The following is an 18144-nucleotide window of genomic DNA, read 5'->3' as shown; positions in this document are numbered from 1 at the left end:
ATAAATGGGGGATATACGAATGACATGCTATACTATTGGACATTCTACAAGAAAGTTAGAGGATTTTATAGAAATAATAAAGGGTTATGGAATTGATTGTGTAATGGATGTTAGAAGCAATCCTTATAGCAATAATGATTATACCAAAGCTTTTAACAGAGAGATATTAGAGAAAGCTATAAAGCAATCAGGCATTAACTACATGTATATGGGAGAAGAATTAGGTAATAAGAGGAGAAAATCTAATTTTGACAGTATAATAGAGGAAGATATATTTAAAAAAGGTATACGTAAAATAGTAGAAGGAATTAGGCGAGGACATAATATTGCGCTTATGTGTTCAGAGAGAAATCCTTTTAACTGTCATAGAAGCATTCTTTTAGGATATGCTTTAAAGAGCAATGGAGTTAAGGTAGAGCATATAATTGATGAGAATAAATCAAAGACACAAGAGAGGATAGAGGAAGAAATCTTTGTAACCTATGAACCAGATTTAAAGGAGAATATTGTTAACTTAACTCTTCAAGAAGTGCTAGATAATGATAATTACGACAATATATCTGAAAAAGAGATGAAGAGGAAGGTCATAGAAGAGGGATACCGAAGAAAATGGAAAGAACTTAAAAAGATAGTTTAGAAAAAATAATAGTAAACATTTACAGCTTTGGTTAAAATAGTTGACAGATAGATGGAAAAATATTATAATTTTAAAAAATTGCAAAAACCAAAGCTATGATAGGAAAGAGTAAGCAAAGATATGTCTTACAGAGAATGGAGTTAGGTGAGAGTCCATAGACTAAGGTTGCTGAAAATCATCCTTGAGCTGTAGGCTGAAATTTCAGTAAGCTGAGCCGGTTTGTGCCGTTAGATAAAATGAGTGATAAATTTGGGTGGTACCGCGGACCTACTTTCCGCCCCTTTTGGGGCAGAAGTAGGTTTTTTTGTAGTTATTTTTATAATAAGTCCGGAATTATTATAAAAATAACTGCAGCATAAATAATTTTATATATAAAAAGGGGGCATTTTATGTATACTTTTATTATTGGGCTATTACTTCTTTTATCAGGCTTTTTATTTTACTCTAAGTATGTTGAAAAACAATTTGGGGCAGATTTTTCTAAAGAAACTCCAGCATATTCAATGCAGGATGGAGTTGATTATGTTCCTATGCCAACGTGGAAGGTTTTCCTAATACAACTTTTAAATATTGCTGGTTTAGGACCTATATTTGGCGCATTACAAGGGGCATTGTTTGGGCCAGTGGCATTCTTATGGGTAATAGCAGGTTGTGTTTTAGGAGGAGCTGTTCACGATTATTTATCGGGCATGATTTCCTTAAGACATAATGGGGCAAGTCTTTCGGAAATACATGGAATGTATCTTGGTAAAAAGGTTCAAAGTATGATGAGAGTTGTAACAGTTTTCTTTTGTATTATTGTAGGAGTTGTATTTGTTACAGGTCCAGCAGACTTACTAGCACAGTTAACTCCAGAACATTTAGATAGAAACTTTTGGATAGCAGCTATATTCATTTATTATTTCTTAGCAACTGTTCTTCCTATTGATGTAATCATTGGGAAAATATATCCTTTATTTGGCATTTGTTTGTTAATAATGGCGGTAGGAGTTAGTGGAGGAATAATTTTAAAGGGATATCATATTCCTGAGGTAAGCTTTTCTAATTTACATCCTAACAATACACCTATGTGGCCTATGATGTTTGTTACTATTGCTTGTGGTGCTATATCTGGATTTCACGCTACTCAATCACCTATGATGGCAAGATGTCTTAAATCCGAAAAGTATGCTAGACATTCGTTTTACGGGGCTATGATTGTAGAAGGGGTTATTGCCCTTATCTGGATAGCAGCAGGACTTGCATTCTATAATGGAGTTCCTGGACTTGGCAAGGTAGTACTTGGCAAGTCTAGTGCTTCTGGAGCAGTATTTGAAATAACCAGAACACTGTTAGGTCCAGTTGGAAGTGTACTTGCAATACTTGGAGTTGTAGCATGTCCAATAACTACAGGAGATACTGCTTTTAGAAGTGCGAGACTTGCATTAGGGGATATAATTCATTTCCCACAGGATAAGATAAAAAATAGACTAATATTAGCTGTACCGATGTTTGCTGTATCCATATTCTTGACTTTTGTTCAATTTCCTATCCTTTGGAGATATATGGGATGGTTAACTCAAGCATTTGCAATGGTAACCTTTTGGGCATGTTCTGTATATTTAGTTAAAGCAAATAAGAACCATTGGATATCAACTCTTCCAGCTATATTTATGACAGCTGTATGTATAAGCTATATAATGCAAGCACCAGAAGGATTTAAAATCAATGGATTAGTATCAAATGTAGTGGGATTATTAGCTGCATTTGTATCATTTGGAGTATTTTTATATAAAACAAAACGCAAAGATACACAAGCAGTACCAGCTTACGATAATAAATAAAACAAAATAATTACAATAAAGATAAATGATAAAAGACCTTGGCAGGGATACCTGTTAAGGTCTTTTATCATTTATCTAAAGTGTAAATAAAAAATTGATAATAAAGAAATATTGTTATGCAGAGTCTAAACAAAACCATAAATTTTCTTAATATATTTTTTTTGTGAATAAATTAGAAGCTTTTGTTCAATAATAGGAAAATGTAGGCTTATATATAAAAGAGGAGGAAAAATATGAAAGTAGGAATTCCAAAGGGATTACTATACTACAAGTATTATCCTTTTATTCATACATTTTTAGAGGAAATAGGAGCAGAAATTATTGTTTCTGATGATACAAATAAAACAATATTAGATAAAGGGGTAAAGTATTCTGTAGATGAAGTATGCCTTCCAATGAAAATTTTTCATGGTCATGTAGATAGTATAAAAGATAAATGCGATCTAATAATTGTACCTAGAATCATGTGCATTAGAGATAGGGAATATATATGTCCAAAGTTCTGCGGCCTTCCTGAGATGATAAAAAATAGCATTCCAGATATGCCTAAGATTACAGAATTACCATTATACATAAATTCAGAAAAAAGTCTTCATAGTTGGTGTAAAAAATTAGGCCTTATGATATCTAGAAATATATATGCAGTAGATACAGCATATATAAAAGCTCTAGCAGTTCAAGGAAACTTTAAACAAGGGATAAATGAAGATGGTTATGATATAAAACTAGCATTACTGGGGCATCCATATAATGTATATGATAATTTTATAAATATGAATTTGGTAAAAAAACTTCATAAGTTTGGAGCTGGAGTTATTACAGAAGAATTTGTTTCACAAGGAGACATAGATAGGGAAGTAGATAAGCTTTTTAAAAGACCATTTTGGAGTTTTGCTAGAAATGCATATGGAGCTGCAGCAACTCTTTTTTCAAATAAGAAAGTAGATGGGATTATATATATATCTTCCTTTGCTTGTGGTATAGATTCCGTAGTAATAGAACTTATAAAGAATAGAATCGGAGATTTTCCTTTTCTTGTTTTAAAGGTAGATGAGCAGACAGGAGAGGCTGGGTTTAATACAAGAATAGAGGCATTTATAGATATGATAGAAAGGGGTAAGAGGGTTGAAGGTAACATTTCCACATATGGGCAACGTATACATTGCAGTTAAAATACTCTTTGATGGATTAGGAATAGATTATATTATTCCGCCAATAAACAATAAAACAGCTCTTGAAATAGGGGTGACCTATGCTCCAGAAGAGATGTGTCTGCCTTACAAAATAATGATGGGAAATTATATTCAAAGTATAGAACAGGGAGCTGATACTATACTTTTAGTTGGAAGCTGTGGACCTTGCAGGTTTGGAGAATATTGTGAACTTCAAATGAAAGCTTTGAAAAATTTAGGATATAATTTAAAGTTTATAGTCATGGATTATCCTAAGGATATAGGAAAAAAGGAGCTGTTAAAAAGAATAGAATATTTAATATCAGAAAGCCCTAAGAGCAATGGAGAGAAGATTATAGCAGCATTAAGGGCATTAAAGGCAATAAACCTAATAGATAAAATTGAAGAGAAGGCTCATTATTTAGCAGGGTATGAAGTGAATAAAGGAGATTGCAAGAAGATTCTAAATCAATGTAAGAGAGATGTAGTTAAGACTAATGATCCAAGTGAAGCAATAAAGATTTTAGAAAGTTATAAGAATGCCATAGAAAATATTCCTATTGATAAAAATAAGAACCCTCTTAAGGTGGCTATAATTGGAGAAATATATACAGTTATAGATCCGTTTCCTAATCTTAATATAGAAGATAAGCTTATGGATTATGGTGTATGCAGCAAAAGAAAGCTTACTCCTAGTTGGTGGGTTAAGGATGCAGCTATGAAGATATTGAAATTAAACTCCCTTGATCTTAGGAGAGCATCAAAAGAGTATTTGCCATATTACATAGGTGGGCATGCAAGAGAATGTATAGGAGAGGCTGTGATGGCTGAAAAAGATAAGTTTGATGGAGCTATTCAAATATTTCCTATGGGATGTATGCCAGAGATTATAACTAAAGCCATACTTCCATCAATATCAAGAGATAAGGATTTTCCTATAATGAGTTTAGTAGTTGATGAAATGACTGGAGATGGAGGCTATATTACTAGAATTGAAGCATTTTTAGATTTAATTGAGAGGAGACAGAAAAATGTATCATATGGGTGTTGATGTAGGTTCCGTTAGCACGGATTTTGTACTTTTAGATAAAGATATGAATGTTATAGAAAAGATATATTTGAGAACAAAAGGAAGACCAATACAAGCAGTACAAAAGGGATTAAAAATGCTGCAGGAAAAGTACAGCAGTGACGAAATTGTTTCTGTTGGCACAACAGGAAGCGGAAGACATATAGCAGCTGCTCTTCTTGGAGGAGATGCTGTAAAAAATGAGATTACTACTCATGCTATTGCTGCTCTTCATCTTGATAGAGAGGTTCGTACTATTATAGAAATAGGAGGGCAAGATTCAAAGATAATCACTCTAAAAGGAGGAGTTGTAACAGACTTTGCTATGAATACGGTATGTGCAGCAGGAACAGGCTCCTTTTTAGATAGACAGGCGGAAAGATTAGAAATACCAATAGAAAAGTTTGGTGACTATGCTCTAATGTCTAATGTTCCTGTTAGAATAGCAGGTAGATGTGCTGTGTTTGCAGAATCTGACATGATACATAAGCAGCAACTGGGATATAATGAAGCAGATATAATAAGAGGACTTTGCGAAGCTATGGTAAGAAATTATCTTAACAATGTGGCCAAGGGAAAAGATATTCAGCAAAAGGTATTTTTTCAAGGTGGAGTTGCTGCAAATAAAGGTATAAAAAAGGCTTTTGAAGATGCTTTAGGATTTAAAGTTTATGTACCAGAGCACCATGATGTTATGGGAGCAATAGGTGCTGCAATTATAGGTGCAGAATCGGTTCAGAAGAAGAAAATTACTAATTTTAAAGGGCTGGAAGTTGGAGATGCAAGGTTTGTATCTAATAGTTTTGAATGCAGTGGCTGTCCAAATAGGTGTGAAGTTGTAAATATAAAAAACTCTACAGAAGTAGTTGGATGCTTTGGAGATAGATGCGGTAAGTGGAGTGAAAAAATGATTGTATAATTATTTCCCCATGTAATAAGTTTGTGCTATAATCTAACTTGCAAATAGGATTATAATAGAGTTTTGGAGGGTTACAGCATGGGTGAGCGTATTGAAATGCCCAGATATATTAAAATATCAGTAGATGTGGCAGCTAGAATTTATAAAGGAGAACTAGTAGAAGGAGAAAAGCTGAGAGGACGTTCAGTTCTTGCAGGAAAATATAATGTTTCCCCAGAGACTATAAGGAAGTCTATGAAGCTTTTAGAAGATAAGGGAGTTGTGGAAGTAAATAAGGGAAGTGGAATAATAATAAAATCTTCTGAAAAAGCTTATCAGTTTGTTGAAAGTTTCAAAGAAAAAGAAAGCATAGGAATGCTGAAAAGCACAATGAAAAAGCTTCTCGAAGATAGAAAAAGGATAGAAAAACAGATACAGGATGTAAATGAAAAAATTATAGATTACTCATATAGATTTAGAAATACAGATTTTGTGGAACCTATAGAAATTGAAATCCCTGAGGAATCTCATATAATAGGAAAGACTATAGGAGAGAGTGAATTCTGGCACAATACAGGAGGAACTATAGTTGGAGTAAAGAGAGAAGATAAGATATTAGTGTCTCCAGGTCCATATTTAGAATTTAAAAGAGGCGATAAAATTTTAGTTGTAGGAGACGATAATTTATCTCACAGGATAAAAAAATATTTGGAAAATGAAAATATGAAATAGTTTATGATAAAAAAGTGGTGATTACATAATTGTAATAAACCACTTTTTATTTATTTTAGTTACTGGATATACATTACACAAAAATTTGACAAGTAACAACTTTAATGATAGTATAAAATTGTTGTATTCATACAACTTAATAAAATTACAAAGTTGTTTATATAATGGAAATAAGCCTAGTTATTTTAATGATAAAGGAGGGTAAGTATGGCACAAATAGAAATAAAAAATTTATATAAAGTGTTTGGAAGAAACCCTAAGAAGATTATTCCGCTTTTGCAAAAAGGAATGAGTAAAGAAGAAATTCATAAGAAGACAGGACATTCTGTTGGAGTTAATAATGCAAGTTTTAAAGTAGGTGATGGAGAATTTTTTGTAGTAATGGGTCTATCGGGCAGTGGTAAATCCACTCTTATAAGATGTTTAAATCGTCTTATAGATGCTACAAGTGGTGAGATTTTGATAGATGGAGAAGATATTTTAAAAGTAAACGATGAGAGATTAAGAGAAATTAGAAGAAAAAAGATAGCTATGGTGTTCCAGAATTTTGCGCTTCTTCCTCATAGAAATATTATAAGCAATGTTGAATATGGTTTAGAGTTGCAAGGAATAGATGCTAATATTAGAAGGGAAAAAGCTGAAAAGGCTTTAGAATTGGTTGGCTTAAAGGGTTATGAACAAAGTATGCCAGACCAATTAAGTGGAGGAATGAAACAGAGAGTTGGTATTGCTAGAGCACTAGCTACGGACCCAGAAATATTGCTTATGGATGAAGCTTTTAGTGCATTAGATCCGTTAATACGTAAGGAAATGCAGGAAGAAATGCTTCAACTGCAATCTAAAATGCATAAAACAATTATATTTATAACCCATGACTTGGATGAGGCGTTAAGATTAGGAGATAGAATAGCCATAATGAAAGATGGTGTAATAGAGCAAATCGGTACGTCAGAGGATATACTGACACATCCAGCTAGTGATTATGTAAAGAAATTTGTTGAAGATGTAGATAGGACAAAGGTTATTACTGCCTCAACTATTATGGAGAAATCTAAAGCTATTAATCTTGTAAAGGACGGACCTAAAGTAGCTGTTAGAATTATGAAAGATGAGGGAATAGCAAGTATATATGTTACAGATAAGGAAAGAAAGCTAAAAGGAATAATAAACATAGAAGATGCTATAGAACTTTCAAAACAAGGAATTTCAAGTGTAGATAAAGCATTGATAAATGACTTCCCTACAACTTTACCAGATGTACCTATTGCGGAGTTATTATCAGTGGCTGCAAACACAAGATATCCAATTGCAGTTACAGATGAGGATAATACCTTACTTGGAATTATAAAAAGATCTACTATAATTGCAGGGATAGCTGGAGAGGGGGTATAGAATGATTAAATTTCATATAGGACCATATATTGAAGTTGCTATAGATTGGTTAAAAGATAATTTAGAACCTTTTTTTGATTTAATAAAGCTTATAAATGAAGCACTTATCGGTGGATTAGAAAGCTTCCTTTTATTTATTCCTAGCATATTATTGATACTTATATTTACAGCAATTGCATGGAAATTATCAGGAAAGAAAGTAGCTATATTTACTTTTTTAGGGCTGTTGTTTATAGATGCCATAGAATTATGGCCTCAGACTATGGGAACACTTTCTTTAATCTCTGTAGCAGCATTCATTTCTTTGTTAATAGGTGTGCCTCTTGGAATTTGGGCATCAAGACATAATAAGGTAGATAAAGCTTTAAGGCCTATACTTGACTTTATGCAGACCATGCCGGCCTTCGTATATCTAATACCAGCTGTACTCTTCTTTGGAATGGGAAAGGTTCCAGGGGCCATAGCTACAATAATCTTCTCCATGCCACCTGCAGTAAGACTTACTAACTTAGGAATTAGACAAGTACCTGAAGATGTAATAGAAGCTTCAAAGTCATTCGGTTCAACAAAAAATCAAATGCTGTTTAAGGTACAATTACCTATTGCGCTACCAACCATATTAGCGGGAATCAACCAGACAATTATGCTATCACTTTCCATGGTTGTTATTTCAGCTATGATAGGAGCTGGTGGGCTTGGAAGAGAAGTACTGTCAGGTATTCAACAAATGGAAGTAGGAGTAGGGTTTGAAAGTGGACTTGCTGTTGTAATTTTAGCAATGATATTAGATAGAATAACTCAATCATTGGGGAAAAATAAAAGCAAGGAGGATATGTAATGAATAAGAAATTAAAAAAAATTGTTTCTTTAGCCTTTGCAGGAATGTTAGCAGTAGGTGTTTTAGCAGGATGTGGTAGCGCTAAAACTACAGGAAGTGGAAATACAAGTAATTCAACACAGGAAAAGTCAAATAAAAAAGTTAATATAGGGTATGTTAATTGGGCAGAAGGAATTGCAATGACTAACTTAGCTAAAGTAGTCTTAGAAGAAAAAATGGGTTATGAAGTGGATATGAAACAAGGAGAGGCAGGAATGGTGTTTACTTCCCTTGCTGGAGGAGACATGGATGTATTTATGGATGGATGGCTTCCTGTTACTCATAAGGATTATATGGAAAAATATAAGGAAGATTTAGAAGACCTAGGATATAACTATGAGAATGCTAGAATAGGTTTAGTAGTTCCAGCTTACATGAATATAAAAAGTATAGAAGAATTAAATGGAATTAAGGATGACCTAGAAGGAAAGATAATAGGAATAGATCCAGGTGCCGGAATAATGAAAGCTACAAAAAGTGTAATAGAAGAATATGGACTAGATTTAGAGTTGCTTGAAGGTAGTGAAGCTACAATGTTAGCTATGCTAAAAAAGGCAATAGATGATAAAAAGCCTATAGTTATAACAGGATGGAGCCCTCACTGGAAGTTCTCTCGCTGGGACTTAAAGTTTTTAGATGATCCAAAGGGAACTTATGGGAAAGCAGAAAACCTTCATACTATAGCAAGGAAAGGTTTTTCACAAGATATGCCTGAGGTTGCTGAATTTTTGAAAAACTTTAAAATGAATGATGATCAATTAGGAAGTCTTATGGCAGATATACAAGATAGTGATAAAGATCCATCAGAAGTAGCAAAAGAATGGATGCATAAAAATGAAGAATTAGTAAATAGTTGGATTCCTAAGAAAAACTAAGAAATATAAGACAAGATGGTTATGCTTTTTTATGAAGTATAGCCATCTTTTTATAAGCAAAAGGCAAGGTTTATTACATATATTTGAAAAGGTTACTTTGACAGGAAGCAACTCTAATTATATAATAAAGTTGTACCTAATATACAATTTTATATTAGATATAAGTTGTTTGTAAAAAAATGAAAGAAACGCAGCGGCATATAATCATATTTTATGGACAAGAAGCCGTAAAAGGAGGGGATTGTTATGATAGAACTAAGGAAAGTGAAAAAGGCATTTAAAAATGTTGAAATCTTAAAGGAAATTGACCTAACCATAAATAAAGGTGAATTGGTTGTGCTTATAGGTCCTAGTGGGTGTGGTAAGACAACAACTTTAAAAATGCTAAACAAGCTTATAAAACCTACGTCAGGACAAATCCTCATAAATGGAGAAGATATAAGCAAAAAGGATACTATTGAGTTGAGAAGAAATATAGGATATGTAATTCAACAGACAGGATTATTTCCTCACATGACTGTAGGAGATAATATAGGACTAGTACCTTACTTGAAGGGATGGTCAGATGAGGATATACGAAAGAGAATAGAGGAATTGCTTCAAATGGTTGGTATGGATCCAGAAAAATATATTGATAGATACCCAAGGGAATTAAGTGGAGGGCAGCAGCAGAGGATAGGTGTTGCCAGAGCCTTTGCTACGGATCCGGATATAATACTAATGGACGAACCTTTCTCAGCTCTTGATCCCATAACTAGAAATCAACTTCAAGATGAACTTTTCAGTCTTCAAGAAAAGCTTAAAAAGACCATAGTCTTTGTTACCCACGATATGGATGAAGCCTTAAAATTAGGAGATAGAATATGCATAATGAAGGATGGAATGGTACTTCAATACGATACTCCAGAAAATATACTTAGAAATCCTGCAAATGAGTTTGTTGAAGATTTTGTAGGTAGAAATAGAATATGGAGTCAGCCAGAATTTATAAAGGCTAAAGATATAGTAATAAAAAATCCTGTAAAAGCAGTAGGAAGCAGAACCCTTCTTCAAGCAACGGAGATAATGAATGAAAGAAATGTAGATAGTATTTTGGTAATAGATGAAAATAGTAAGTTAGAGGGGATTGTTACTTTAAAAGATATAAGAAAACATAGAGAAGGCAGCAGAAATGCAAGTCTCAGAGATATTATTGAGGAGGAAATAATATCAGTCAATAAAGATGATTCTATAATAGATGTATTGAAGGTAATGAAGGAAAAAAAGATAGGCTATATACCTGTAGTAGATGACGATAAAAAATTGAATGGACTTATTACTAGGAGCAGCTTAATTAGTGTATTAAGCGGACAATTCTTAGATGATGAGGAGGTAGGTGCATAGTGAGAGAATTTTTAACATACCTTATAGACAGAAAAGATCAAATTATTCAACTACTGTTACAGCATATAGGACTTACTATTGCTGCTGTTATCGCAGCTATACTGATAGGAGTTCCATTAGGAATATTGATTACACGAAAGAAAAGGTTAGCTGGTCCCATAATTGGGTTAGCTAATGTAGTTCAAGCCGTACCTAGTATTGCATTACTTGGATTTTTAATTCCAGTACTTGGTATAGGAAGTGCTCCAGCCATAGTTATGGTGTTTTTATATTCATTACTTCCTATAGTTAAAAATACGTATACTGGACTTAAAAACATAAATCCAGATATGCTTGAAGCTGCAGATGGTATAGGGCTTACAGGAAGACAAAAACTTAAAATGGTACAGATTCCATTAGCACTTCCTGTTATAATGGCAGGTATCAGAATTGCAGCTGTTACAGCCGTGGGACTCATGACTATTGCTGCTTTTATAGGAGCAGGTGGCCTTGGATACATGGTGTTTACAGGAGTTCAAAGAGTAGATAATTACATGATTTTATCAGGAGCTGTGCCAGCTTGTATACTAGCTCTTTTAATGGATTTTATAGTGGGTAAGATAGAAAATTCTGTAGTTCCAGAAGGAATAAAGTTAAATAAAGAAGGTAAAGAGAAAAAAATAAAAAGAAGAAGTAGAAGTAGAAAAAGAGATAAGCAAACTAGGACAATAGTTATTACGGCATCACTTCTAGTTATTATTATAGCTATAGGAGGTATAAGCTACAAAGCATATAGTGGAGGTAAGGAATTTGTAGTAGGCTCTAAAAATTATACAGAACAACTTATATTAGGAAACATGTTTGCGACTTTAGTAGAAAAAAATACAGACTTAAATGTAAAGAGAACTGGATTAAATCTTGGAGGATCTAGTGTAACCTTTGAGGCTATAAAGGCTGGAGACATAGATATGTATATTGAATATGTAGGCACTGGACTTATAAACATTATGAATCATGAAAGTATAAATGATCCGCAGGAGGCCTACAAAGTAGTAAAAGAGCATTTCGATAAAGAATATGGGCTTACTTGGTTAGAACCACTAGGCTTTAACAATACCTATGTTCTCGCAGTAAGAGAAGATACAGCAAAAAAATATAATTTGAAAAAGATGTCAGACCTAAAGGGAAAAGAGGAAAACTTTGTTTTTGGACCTACTATGGAGTTTACAGATAGAGAAGATGGATATATAGGAATGCAAAAACTATATGGTACTAAGTTTCATAAGATAAAGCCTGTTGATGGAGGACTTAGGTATACGGCGATAAACAATAAAGAGTCAGATATAACCGATGCATTTTTAACAGATGGTCTTTTAAGGGCGTACAATCTTGTAACCCTAGAGGATGATAAACATCTGTTTCCACCATACCATGCAGCACCTATAATTAGAAAAGATACCCTTCAAAAGTATCCAGAATTAAAAGAAGTTTTAAACAAGCTAGCAGGACAAATAGATGAGAAAGCTATGAGAGAGCTTAATTATAAAGTAGATAAACTAGGGGAAGACCCAAGAACTGTAGCTGATGAGTTTTTTAAAAGAAAAGGGACTTATTTAGTAAGAAAACCCCTGAGGAAATTTTCCTCAGGGGTTTTATAATTATCAGCAGAACCAATCAAAGAATGATCCGCATTTATTATAAGGTTGACAACAAGAATTCATAGGATAGCATTGGCAGCAGCACTCTTCGTGTTTATGGTGTTTGCAGTGTTTATGATGTTTATGACAACAATCATCACAACAATCACATGGATTAAAGCAGCGGGGAGTACATCCACATCCACTACATCCACCATATCCGCCGTAACCATGACCACATCCGCCGCGGCCAAGTCCGCCTAGGAACAATAGTGGAAACAAAAATGAACCTAGCATATTATAGTCACCTCCATTGAGTGTAAAATTCTCTCACTATTTTCATATGAGTAACGACTATCACTAAATCATAGATTTAAGATATATTGTTAGGATTGTGTAGCTTGTCTAAAAGTTTTGAAGGTATTGTGGACCTAATATAATATATTATATGGGATCAAAAAGTGTTAATATTTTTATTATAAAGTATTGACATAAAATTTGAGAGTGGTATAATTCTACACAATAATTAAACTACAAATCTTCTATTTGGAGGAAAAGTAATGAAAAGACTTATTAGCAGAGGAATAGCAAGACAATATAGCTTTTACTTTAGAAACTGGGGTTATTTTTTTAACGCTGGTTATTTGTCTTGTAAAAAATTTAAAATTCCCATTCTAATGAGTTAATCTATAAATAAAAAGACACTTTGAATAGTTCAAGATTAGTAGTGTATCAATGTAGATATATAAGAGACTCATTAATGAGTCTCTTTTTTTATAAAAATTTATAGGGGGGTTATTTTATGATTATTGTAATGAAACACAACGCAACAAGAGAAAGTATTGAAAGAATTAAACAGGACATAATTGAAAAAGGAATTGAAGTCCATGAGGTAGAAGGTGAGAAATACTGTATACTTGGATTGGTTGGAGATACAACCATAATCGATCCAAAACAAGTAGAAGCATATGAAGAAGTTGAAAAAATAGTTCATGTGCAGGAGCCATATAAAAAAGCAAATAGGCTTTTCCATCCTGAAGATTCAATAATACCTGTAGGCAGTGAGCTTATTGGGGGCAATAAGCTAGCCGTAATGGCAGGACCTTGTTCAGTAGAAAGTGAAGAACAGATAGTGGAGCTTGCAAAACAAGTAAAAAAATCAGGGGCTAACTTTTTAAGAGGTGGAGCTTTTAAGCCAAGGACTTCTCCATACAGCTTCCAAGGGATGGGGCTAGAAGGACTGGAGCTTTTAAAAATAGCAAAAAAAGAAACAGGATTGCCTATAGTTACAGAGATAATGTCACCTAAGATGATAGATAAATTCGTAGAAGATGTAGATGTAATTCAGGTAGGGGCAAGAAACATGCAAAATTTTGACCTCTTAAAAGAATTGGGAAAAACAAGGAAACCAATACTTTTAAAAAGAGGATTGGCTGCAACTATAGAAGAGTTTTTAATGTCAGCAGAATATATAATGTCAGAGGGAAATGAGAATGTAATTTTATGTGAAAGAGGAATAAGAACTTATGAAAATTACACTAGAAATACATTGGATTTAAGTGCAGTACCAGTAATAAAAAGACATAGTCACTTACCTATAATCGTAGACCCAAGCCATGCAGGAGGAATTTGGTGGCTTGTAGAACCACTAGCTAAGGCTGCTGTAGCAGCAGGGGCAGACGGCCTTATGATAGAGGTTCATAATAATCCAGCTAAGGCAAAAAGTGATGGTTCTCAATCACTTAAACCTGAAAAATTTGAAGACCTTATGAAAACATTAGCTGTGATAGCAAAGGCGATTGGAAAAGAAATCTAAGAATTGCTGTATGGGGGTAACTATGATGGGGCTAGATTTAAATATAACTATTGTAGGATTAGGGCTTATAGGGGGCTCATATGCTTTGGCTTTGAGAGAGTTAAATCCTAAAAGGCTTTATGCTGTTGACATAGATGAAGAAGCTATAAAACTTGGGGAGAAAAGAGGAATCATTGATAAGGGTTTTCTAGGTCCTGAGATTCCTCTAAAAGAATCAGATTTAGTAATAATATGTATATATCCTAAAAGTATAAAAAAGTTTATCAAAGATAACATAGATAATTTTAAAAGTGGTGCGGTAATAACAGATGTTGTAGGAATAAAAAAGGAATTTGCTAAAGATATAAATTCTATTTTAAGAGAAGATATTGATTTTATCTTTGGGCACCCTATGGCTGGAAGAGAGTTTACTGGATTAAGGTATGCTTCTAAGGAAATATTCAAAGGAGCAAATTATATAATAACTCCTACTGAAAGAAACAAAGAAAAAAATATAAGGCTTATAGAAAATATAGCAAAAGATATGGGATTTAAACATGTAGAAAAAATAAGTGTGGAAAAGCATGATGAAGTTATAGGCTTTGTAAGCCAACTTCCTCATGTTATAGCAGTATCCTTAGTTAATAGCGATAATCTTGAAATAGATACTGGGAAATTTACTGGAGATAGCTATATGGATCTTACTAGAATAGCTAGAATCAATACAAAATTATGGACTGAACTCTTTATAGGAAATAAGGAAAATTTGATTAATCACATAGAGAAATTTGAAAAAAATATTGCAGATATAAAACATGCTTTGATAAATGAGGATACTGAAGCTTTAGGTAATATATTAAATAGAGCTAGTAAAAAGAGAGAGGAGATGTCCTAGTTGAGGCTGCTTCAAGTAAAACTTAGTGATAAGAGCTACCCCTTATATATAAAAAGAGGAATCTTAAAGGTGATAGGGGAAGAAATAAATAAGATATACAGTGGTAAGAAGGTAGTTATAGTAACGGATGAGAATGTAGATAAGTTTTATGGAAATGTGGTAAAGTCCAGCCTAGAGAATGCTAGGTTTAAAACCTTTAAGATTGTAGTGAAATCTGGAGAAAAGAGTAAGTCTATAGAGGAGCTTATAAAATTATATGATGAACTTTTAGATACAGGAATTACAAGGGGTGAACTTATAGTTGCCCTTGGAGGAGGCGTTATAGGAGATTTAACAGGCTTTGCAGCATCTACTCTTTTTAGAGGAGTCCCATATGTACAAATACCAACTTCTCTTTTAGCTCAGATAGACAGCAGCATAGGTGGGAAGGTTGCTGTAGACTTACCGAGGGGAAAGAACTTAGTAGGCAGTTTTTATCATCCAGAAGCGGTATTTATAGATCCAAATGTACTAAGTACTTTAGATAAGAGATTTTTTAGCGATGGTATGGGAGAGGTAATAAAATATGGCTGTATAAGGGATAAGGATTTATTTTATAAGCTCATGAAATATGATGAAAAAATCCTTTTAGATAATATGGAGGATATAATTTACACTTGCTGTTCTATAAAGAAAGAAATAGTGGAGAAGGATGAAAAGGACACTGGAGAAAGAATGATTTTAAATTTCGGACACACTATAGGGCATGCTATTGAAAAATATTATAATTTTGAGAAGTATACTCATGGGGAAGCTGTGGCTTTAGGAATGTATATGATAACTAAGAAGAGCGAAGAGATGAAGATAACTAAAGAAGGAACAGCTTCTCTAATAGCTGAAACTTTAAGTAAGTATAATCTTCAAAATGAGATTAATTTAGAAGATAAGGAAAGTATATTAAATGCAATATCCCTAGATAAGAAAAACAAGGGAGAATTTATAAATATAATTCTTTTAAAAGATATTGGAGAAGCTTTTATTCACAAAATAAGAAGAGAAGAAATAGCTAATTTCCTTTAAAGATGAGAGGAGATGATATATTGGAGAACATAAGAATTATGCCAAGCTCCTTAAAAGGAGAGATAAATATTCCTCCATCTAAAAGCTTAGCACATAGGGCTGTTATATGTGCTGGACTTTCAGAAGGGGTAAGTAACATAAGCAATATTATATATTCGCAGGATATTAAGGCTACTATAGAAGGTATGAAGAGCCTTGGGGTAGAAATTGAAAATTATATCGATAACTTAAGTATAAAAGGTAAGGCATATCCTATACTCATAAAAGATACCATAGATTGTATAGAATCAGGTTCAACTTTAAGATTTTTGATTCCTATAGCATTGCTTACTGGAGAAGAAATAATCTTTCAAGGAAGAGGAAAATTAGTATCAAGGCCCCTTAATGTGTATTATGACATATTTGAAAAGCAGGGAATAGAATATAAAACTAGTAATGGTGAGCTTCCCTTAAAAGTAAAAGGTAAATTAAAGTCAGGAGAGTTCTTTGTTAAGGGGAATATAAGCTCCCAGTTTATAACTGGTCTTATGTTTACACTTCCACTTTTAGAGGGAGATTCTAAAATCATAATGACTACAGAACTAGAATCAAAAGGTTATGTAGATTTAACCATAGATTGCTTGAAGAAATTTGGAATAGAAGTAGAAAACAATGACTATAAAGAGTTCTATATTAAAGGAAATCAAAAGTATAAAGCCATGGATTATAGAGTTGAAGGAGATTTCTCCCAAGCAGCCTTTTGGATAGTTGCAGGTATGTTAGGAAAAGAAATAAGATGCAAAGATTTAAATATAAATTCACTTCAAGGAGATAAGGTAATACTGGACATAGCAAAGGAAATGGGAGGGAAAATAGAGGTAAGAGATGACTCTATAGATGTAAAACAATCAACTACTAAAGGAATCACAATAGATGCTTCTGAATGTCCAGACCTTGTACCTATTTTATCTGTTCTTGGTGCAGTAAGCGAAGGAACTACAAAGATAATAAATGCTGAGAGAGTAAGAATTAAGGAATGTGATAGATTAAAGGCTATGGCAACAGAACTTAATAAAATAGGGGCTGAAGTAGAAGAGCTTAAAGATGGACTTGTAATAAAAGGAAAGAAAGTTTTAAAAGGTGGAGTTGTAGATAGCTGGAATGATCACAGAATAGCTATGGCTATGGCTGTTGCCTCCATAAAATGTGAAAATGAGCTCATAATAACAAACAGCAGAGCTGTTAATAAATCTTATCCACATTTTTGGGAAGATTTTGAAAAGCTAGGGGGTGCAGTATATGAGTGGAGTATGGGGAAATAAAATAAAATACTCTATTTTTGGAGAATCTCATGGGAATTCCATAGGAATAATTATAGATGGCTTACCATCAGGAATAGAACTTGATATAGAAGAAATAAATAGAGAAATGAGAAGACGTGCTCCAGGAAAGAATAAGTTTTCTACAGCACGAAATGAAAAAGATGAATTCCAAATACAGAGCGGATATTTTAATAATAGGACTACAGGTACTCCTCTTTGCATTACTATAAAAAACAGTGATCAACACTCAAAGGATTATGAAAAAACAAAGAGCCTTTTAAGACCGAGTCATGCTGACTATACTGGATTTATAAAGTATGAAGGTTTTAATGATTATAGAGGAGGAGGCCATTTTTCTGGAAGACTTACAGCTCCTATTGTATTTGCTGGAGCTGTGGCAAAACAGATTTTAAAGAAACAAGGAATAATAATCGGAAGCCACATAAAAAGTATAGGCACTGTTGAAGATAATTACTTTGATAGTGTGAATATAAAAAAAGAGTTGTTAGAGGAATTATCTAAAAAAGAGTTTCCTACAATAGATGAAGAAAAGGCTTTAAAAATGAAGGAAGAGATACTAAAGGCTAGAGAAGAGTTAGATTCCATAGGTGGAATTGTGG

At 33.3% G+C, this 18144-nt stretch carries 18 protein-coding genes and 1 other annotated feature; of the genes, 17 read left to right on the top strand and 1 reads right to left on the bottom strand.

What is annotated here, in order from left to right:
* The first annotated feature begins 19 nt into the window (after positions 1-19).
* From ACFWTK_RS11640 to ACFWTK_RS11590, 11 genes are all read left to right on the top strand, one after another.
* The gene (locus ACFWTK_RS11640) at positions 20-637 is read left to right on the top strand and encodes a DUF488 domain-containing protein (RefSeq protein WP_415876145.1); all 618 of its coding nucleotides are present in this window, start codon (positions 20-22) and stop codon (positions 635-637) included.
* Positions 638-723: 86 nt separating this feature from the next.
* Positions 724-922, top strand: a binding site (T-box leader).
* 104 nt (positions 923-1026) lie between these two features.
* Entirely contained in the window at positions 1027-2460 is a 1434-nt protein-coding gene (locus ACFWTK_RS11635) for a carbon starvation CstA family protein (RefSeq protein WP_415876144.1), read from the top strand.
* A 233-nt stretch (positions 2461-2693) separates the two neighbouring features.
* Positions 2694-3632: an acyl-CoA dehydratase activase-related protein gene (locus ACFWTK_RS11630; RefSeq protein ID WP_415876143.1), complete on the top strand. Its 939-nt coding sequence runs from the start codon at positions 2694-2696 to the stop codon at positions 3630-3632.
* Positions 3586-4683, top strand: a complete 1098-nt coding sequence (locus ACFWTK_RS11625) for a 2-hydroxyglutaryl-CoA dehydratase (RefSeq protein ID WP_415876142.1) — start codon at positions 3586-3588, stop codon at positions 4681-4683. The genes ACFWTK_RS11630 and ACFWTK_RS11625 overlap by 47 nt, the downstream gene beginning before the upstream one ends.
* Positions 4664-5620 (top strand): acyl-CoA dehydratase activase, encoded by a 957-nt coding sequence (locus ACFWTK_RS11620; protein ID WP_415876141.1) that lies wholly within the window; start codon positions 4664-4666, stop codon positions 5618-5620. The genes ACFWTK_RS11625 and ACFWTK_RS11620 overlap by 20 nt, the downstream gene beginning before the upstream one ends.
* 78 nt (positions 5621-5698) lie before the next feature.
* A complete protein-coding gene (locus tag ACFWTK_RS11615; protein WP_415876140.1) occupies positions 5699-6331 on the top strand; it encodes a TrkA C-terminal domain-containing protein in 633 nt (210 codons plus the stop codon).
* A gap of 207 nt (positions 6332-6538) precedes the next feature.
* Positions 6539-7723, top strand: a complete 1185-nt coding sequence (locus ACFWTK_RS11610) for a quaternary amine ABC transporter ATP-binding protein (protein ID WP_106024342.1) — start codon at positions 6539-6541, stop codon at positions 7721-7723.
* Between the two features lies 1 nt (position 7724).
* Positions 7725-8561 (top strand): ABC transporter permease, encoded by an 837-nt coding sequence (locus tag ACFWTK_RS11605; RefSeq protein WP_415876139.1) that lies wholly within the window; start codon positions 7725-7727, stop codon positions 8559-8561.
* Positions 8561-9475 (top strand): glycine betaine ABC transporter substrate-binding protein, encoded by a 915-nt coding sequence (locus ACFWTK_RS11600; protein WP_415876138.1) that lies wholly within the window; start codon positions 8561-8563, stop codon positions 9473-9475. Before ACFWTK_RS11605 ends, ACFWTK_RS11600 begins: the two co-directional genes overlap by 1 nt.
* 246 nt (positions 9476-9721) lie before the next feature.
* Positions 9722-10858 carry an ABC transporter ATP-binding protein gene (locus ACFWTK_RS11595; RefSeq protein WP_415876137.1) on the top strand — a complete coding sequence of 379 codons (1137 nt, stop codon included), beginning with the start codon at positions 9722-9724 and terminating at the stop codon, positions 10856-10858.
* Positions 10858-12495 (top strand): ABC transporter permease/substrate-binding protein, encoded by a 1638-nt coding sequence (locus ACFWTK_RS11590; protein WP_415876136.1) that lies wholly within the window; start codon positions 10858-10860, stop codon positions 12493-12495. The genes ACFWTK_RS11595 and ACFWTK_RS11590 overlap by 1 nt, the downstream gene beginning before the upstream one ends.
* A 3-nt stretch (positions 12496-12498) precedes the next feature.
* On the opposite strand, the gene ACFWTK_RS11585 is transcribed toward ACFWTK_RS11590, so the two are convergent.
* Positions 12499-12771, bottom strand: coding sequence for a hypothetical protein (locus ACFWTK_RS11585; protein WP_415876135.1), 273 nt, complete (start codon positions 12769-12771; stop codon positions 12499-12501).
* Positions 12772-13034: 263 nt separating this feature from the next.
* Here ACFWTK_RS11585 and ACFWTK_RS11580 point away from each other — a divergent pair, with 263 nt between their 5' ends.
* The 6 genes from ACFWTK_RS11580 to aroC form a co-directional block, all read left to right on the top strand.
* On the top strand, positions 13035-13160 hold the full coding sequence (locus ACFWTK_RS11580; RefSeq protein ID WP_415876068.1) for a hypothetical protein: 126 nt from the start codon (positions 13035-13037) through the stop codon (positions 13158-13160).
* A 116-nt stretch (positions 13161-13276) separates the two neighbouring features.
* Positions 13277-14290 (top strand): 3-deoxy-7-phosphoheptulonate synthase, encoded by a 1014-nt coding sequence (gene aroF / locus ACFWTK_RS11575; RefSeq protein WP_415876134.1) that lies wholly within the window; start codon positions 13277-13279, stop codon positions 14288-14290.
* 22 nt (positions 14291-14312) lie between these two features.
* Positions 14313-15164: a prephenate dehydrogenase gene (locus tag ACFWTK_RS11570; protein ID WP_415876066.1), complete on the top strand. Its 852-nt coding sequence runs from the start codon at positions 14313-14315 to the stop codon at positions 15162-15164.
* Positions 15165-16223, top strand: coding sequence for a 3-dehydroquinate synthase (gene aroB / locus ACFWTK_RS11565; protein WP_415876133.1), 1059 nt, complete (start codon positions 15165-15167; stop codon positions 16221-16223).
* Between the two features lie 20 nt (positions 16224-16243).
* Positions 16244-17524 carry a 3-phosphoshikimate 1-carboxyvinyltransferase gene (aroA, locus tag ACFWTK_RS11560; RefSeq protein WP_082787822.1) on the top strand — a complete coding sequence of 427 codons (1281 nt, stop codon included), beginning with the start codon at positions 16244-16246 and terminating at the stop codon, positions 17522-17524.
* On the top strand, positions 17502-18144 hold a 643-nt coding region (gene aroC, locus ACFWTK_RS11555; protein ID WP_415876132.1), incomplete at its 3' end, for a chorismate synthase. The genes aroA and aroC, both read left to right, overlap by 23 nt.

Origin of the sequence: Clostridium sp. (assembly GCF_047777555.1) — a bacterium.
Lineage (GTDB): Bacteria > Bacillota > Clostridia > Clostridiales > Clostridiaceae > Clostridium_H.
Note: the sequence above shows the minus strand (reverse complement) of the source record. Positions and strands in the feature narration are given on the sequence as shown.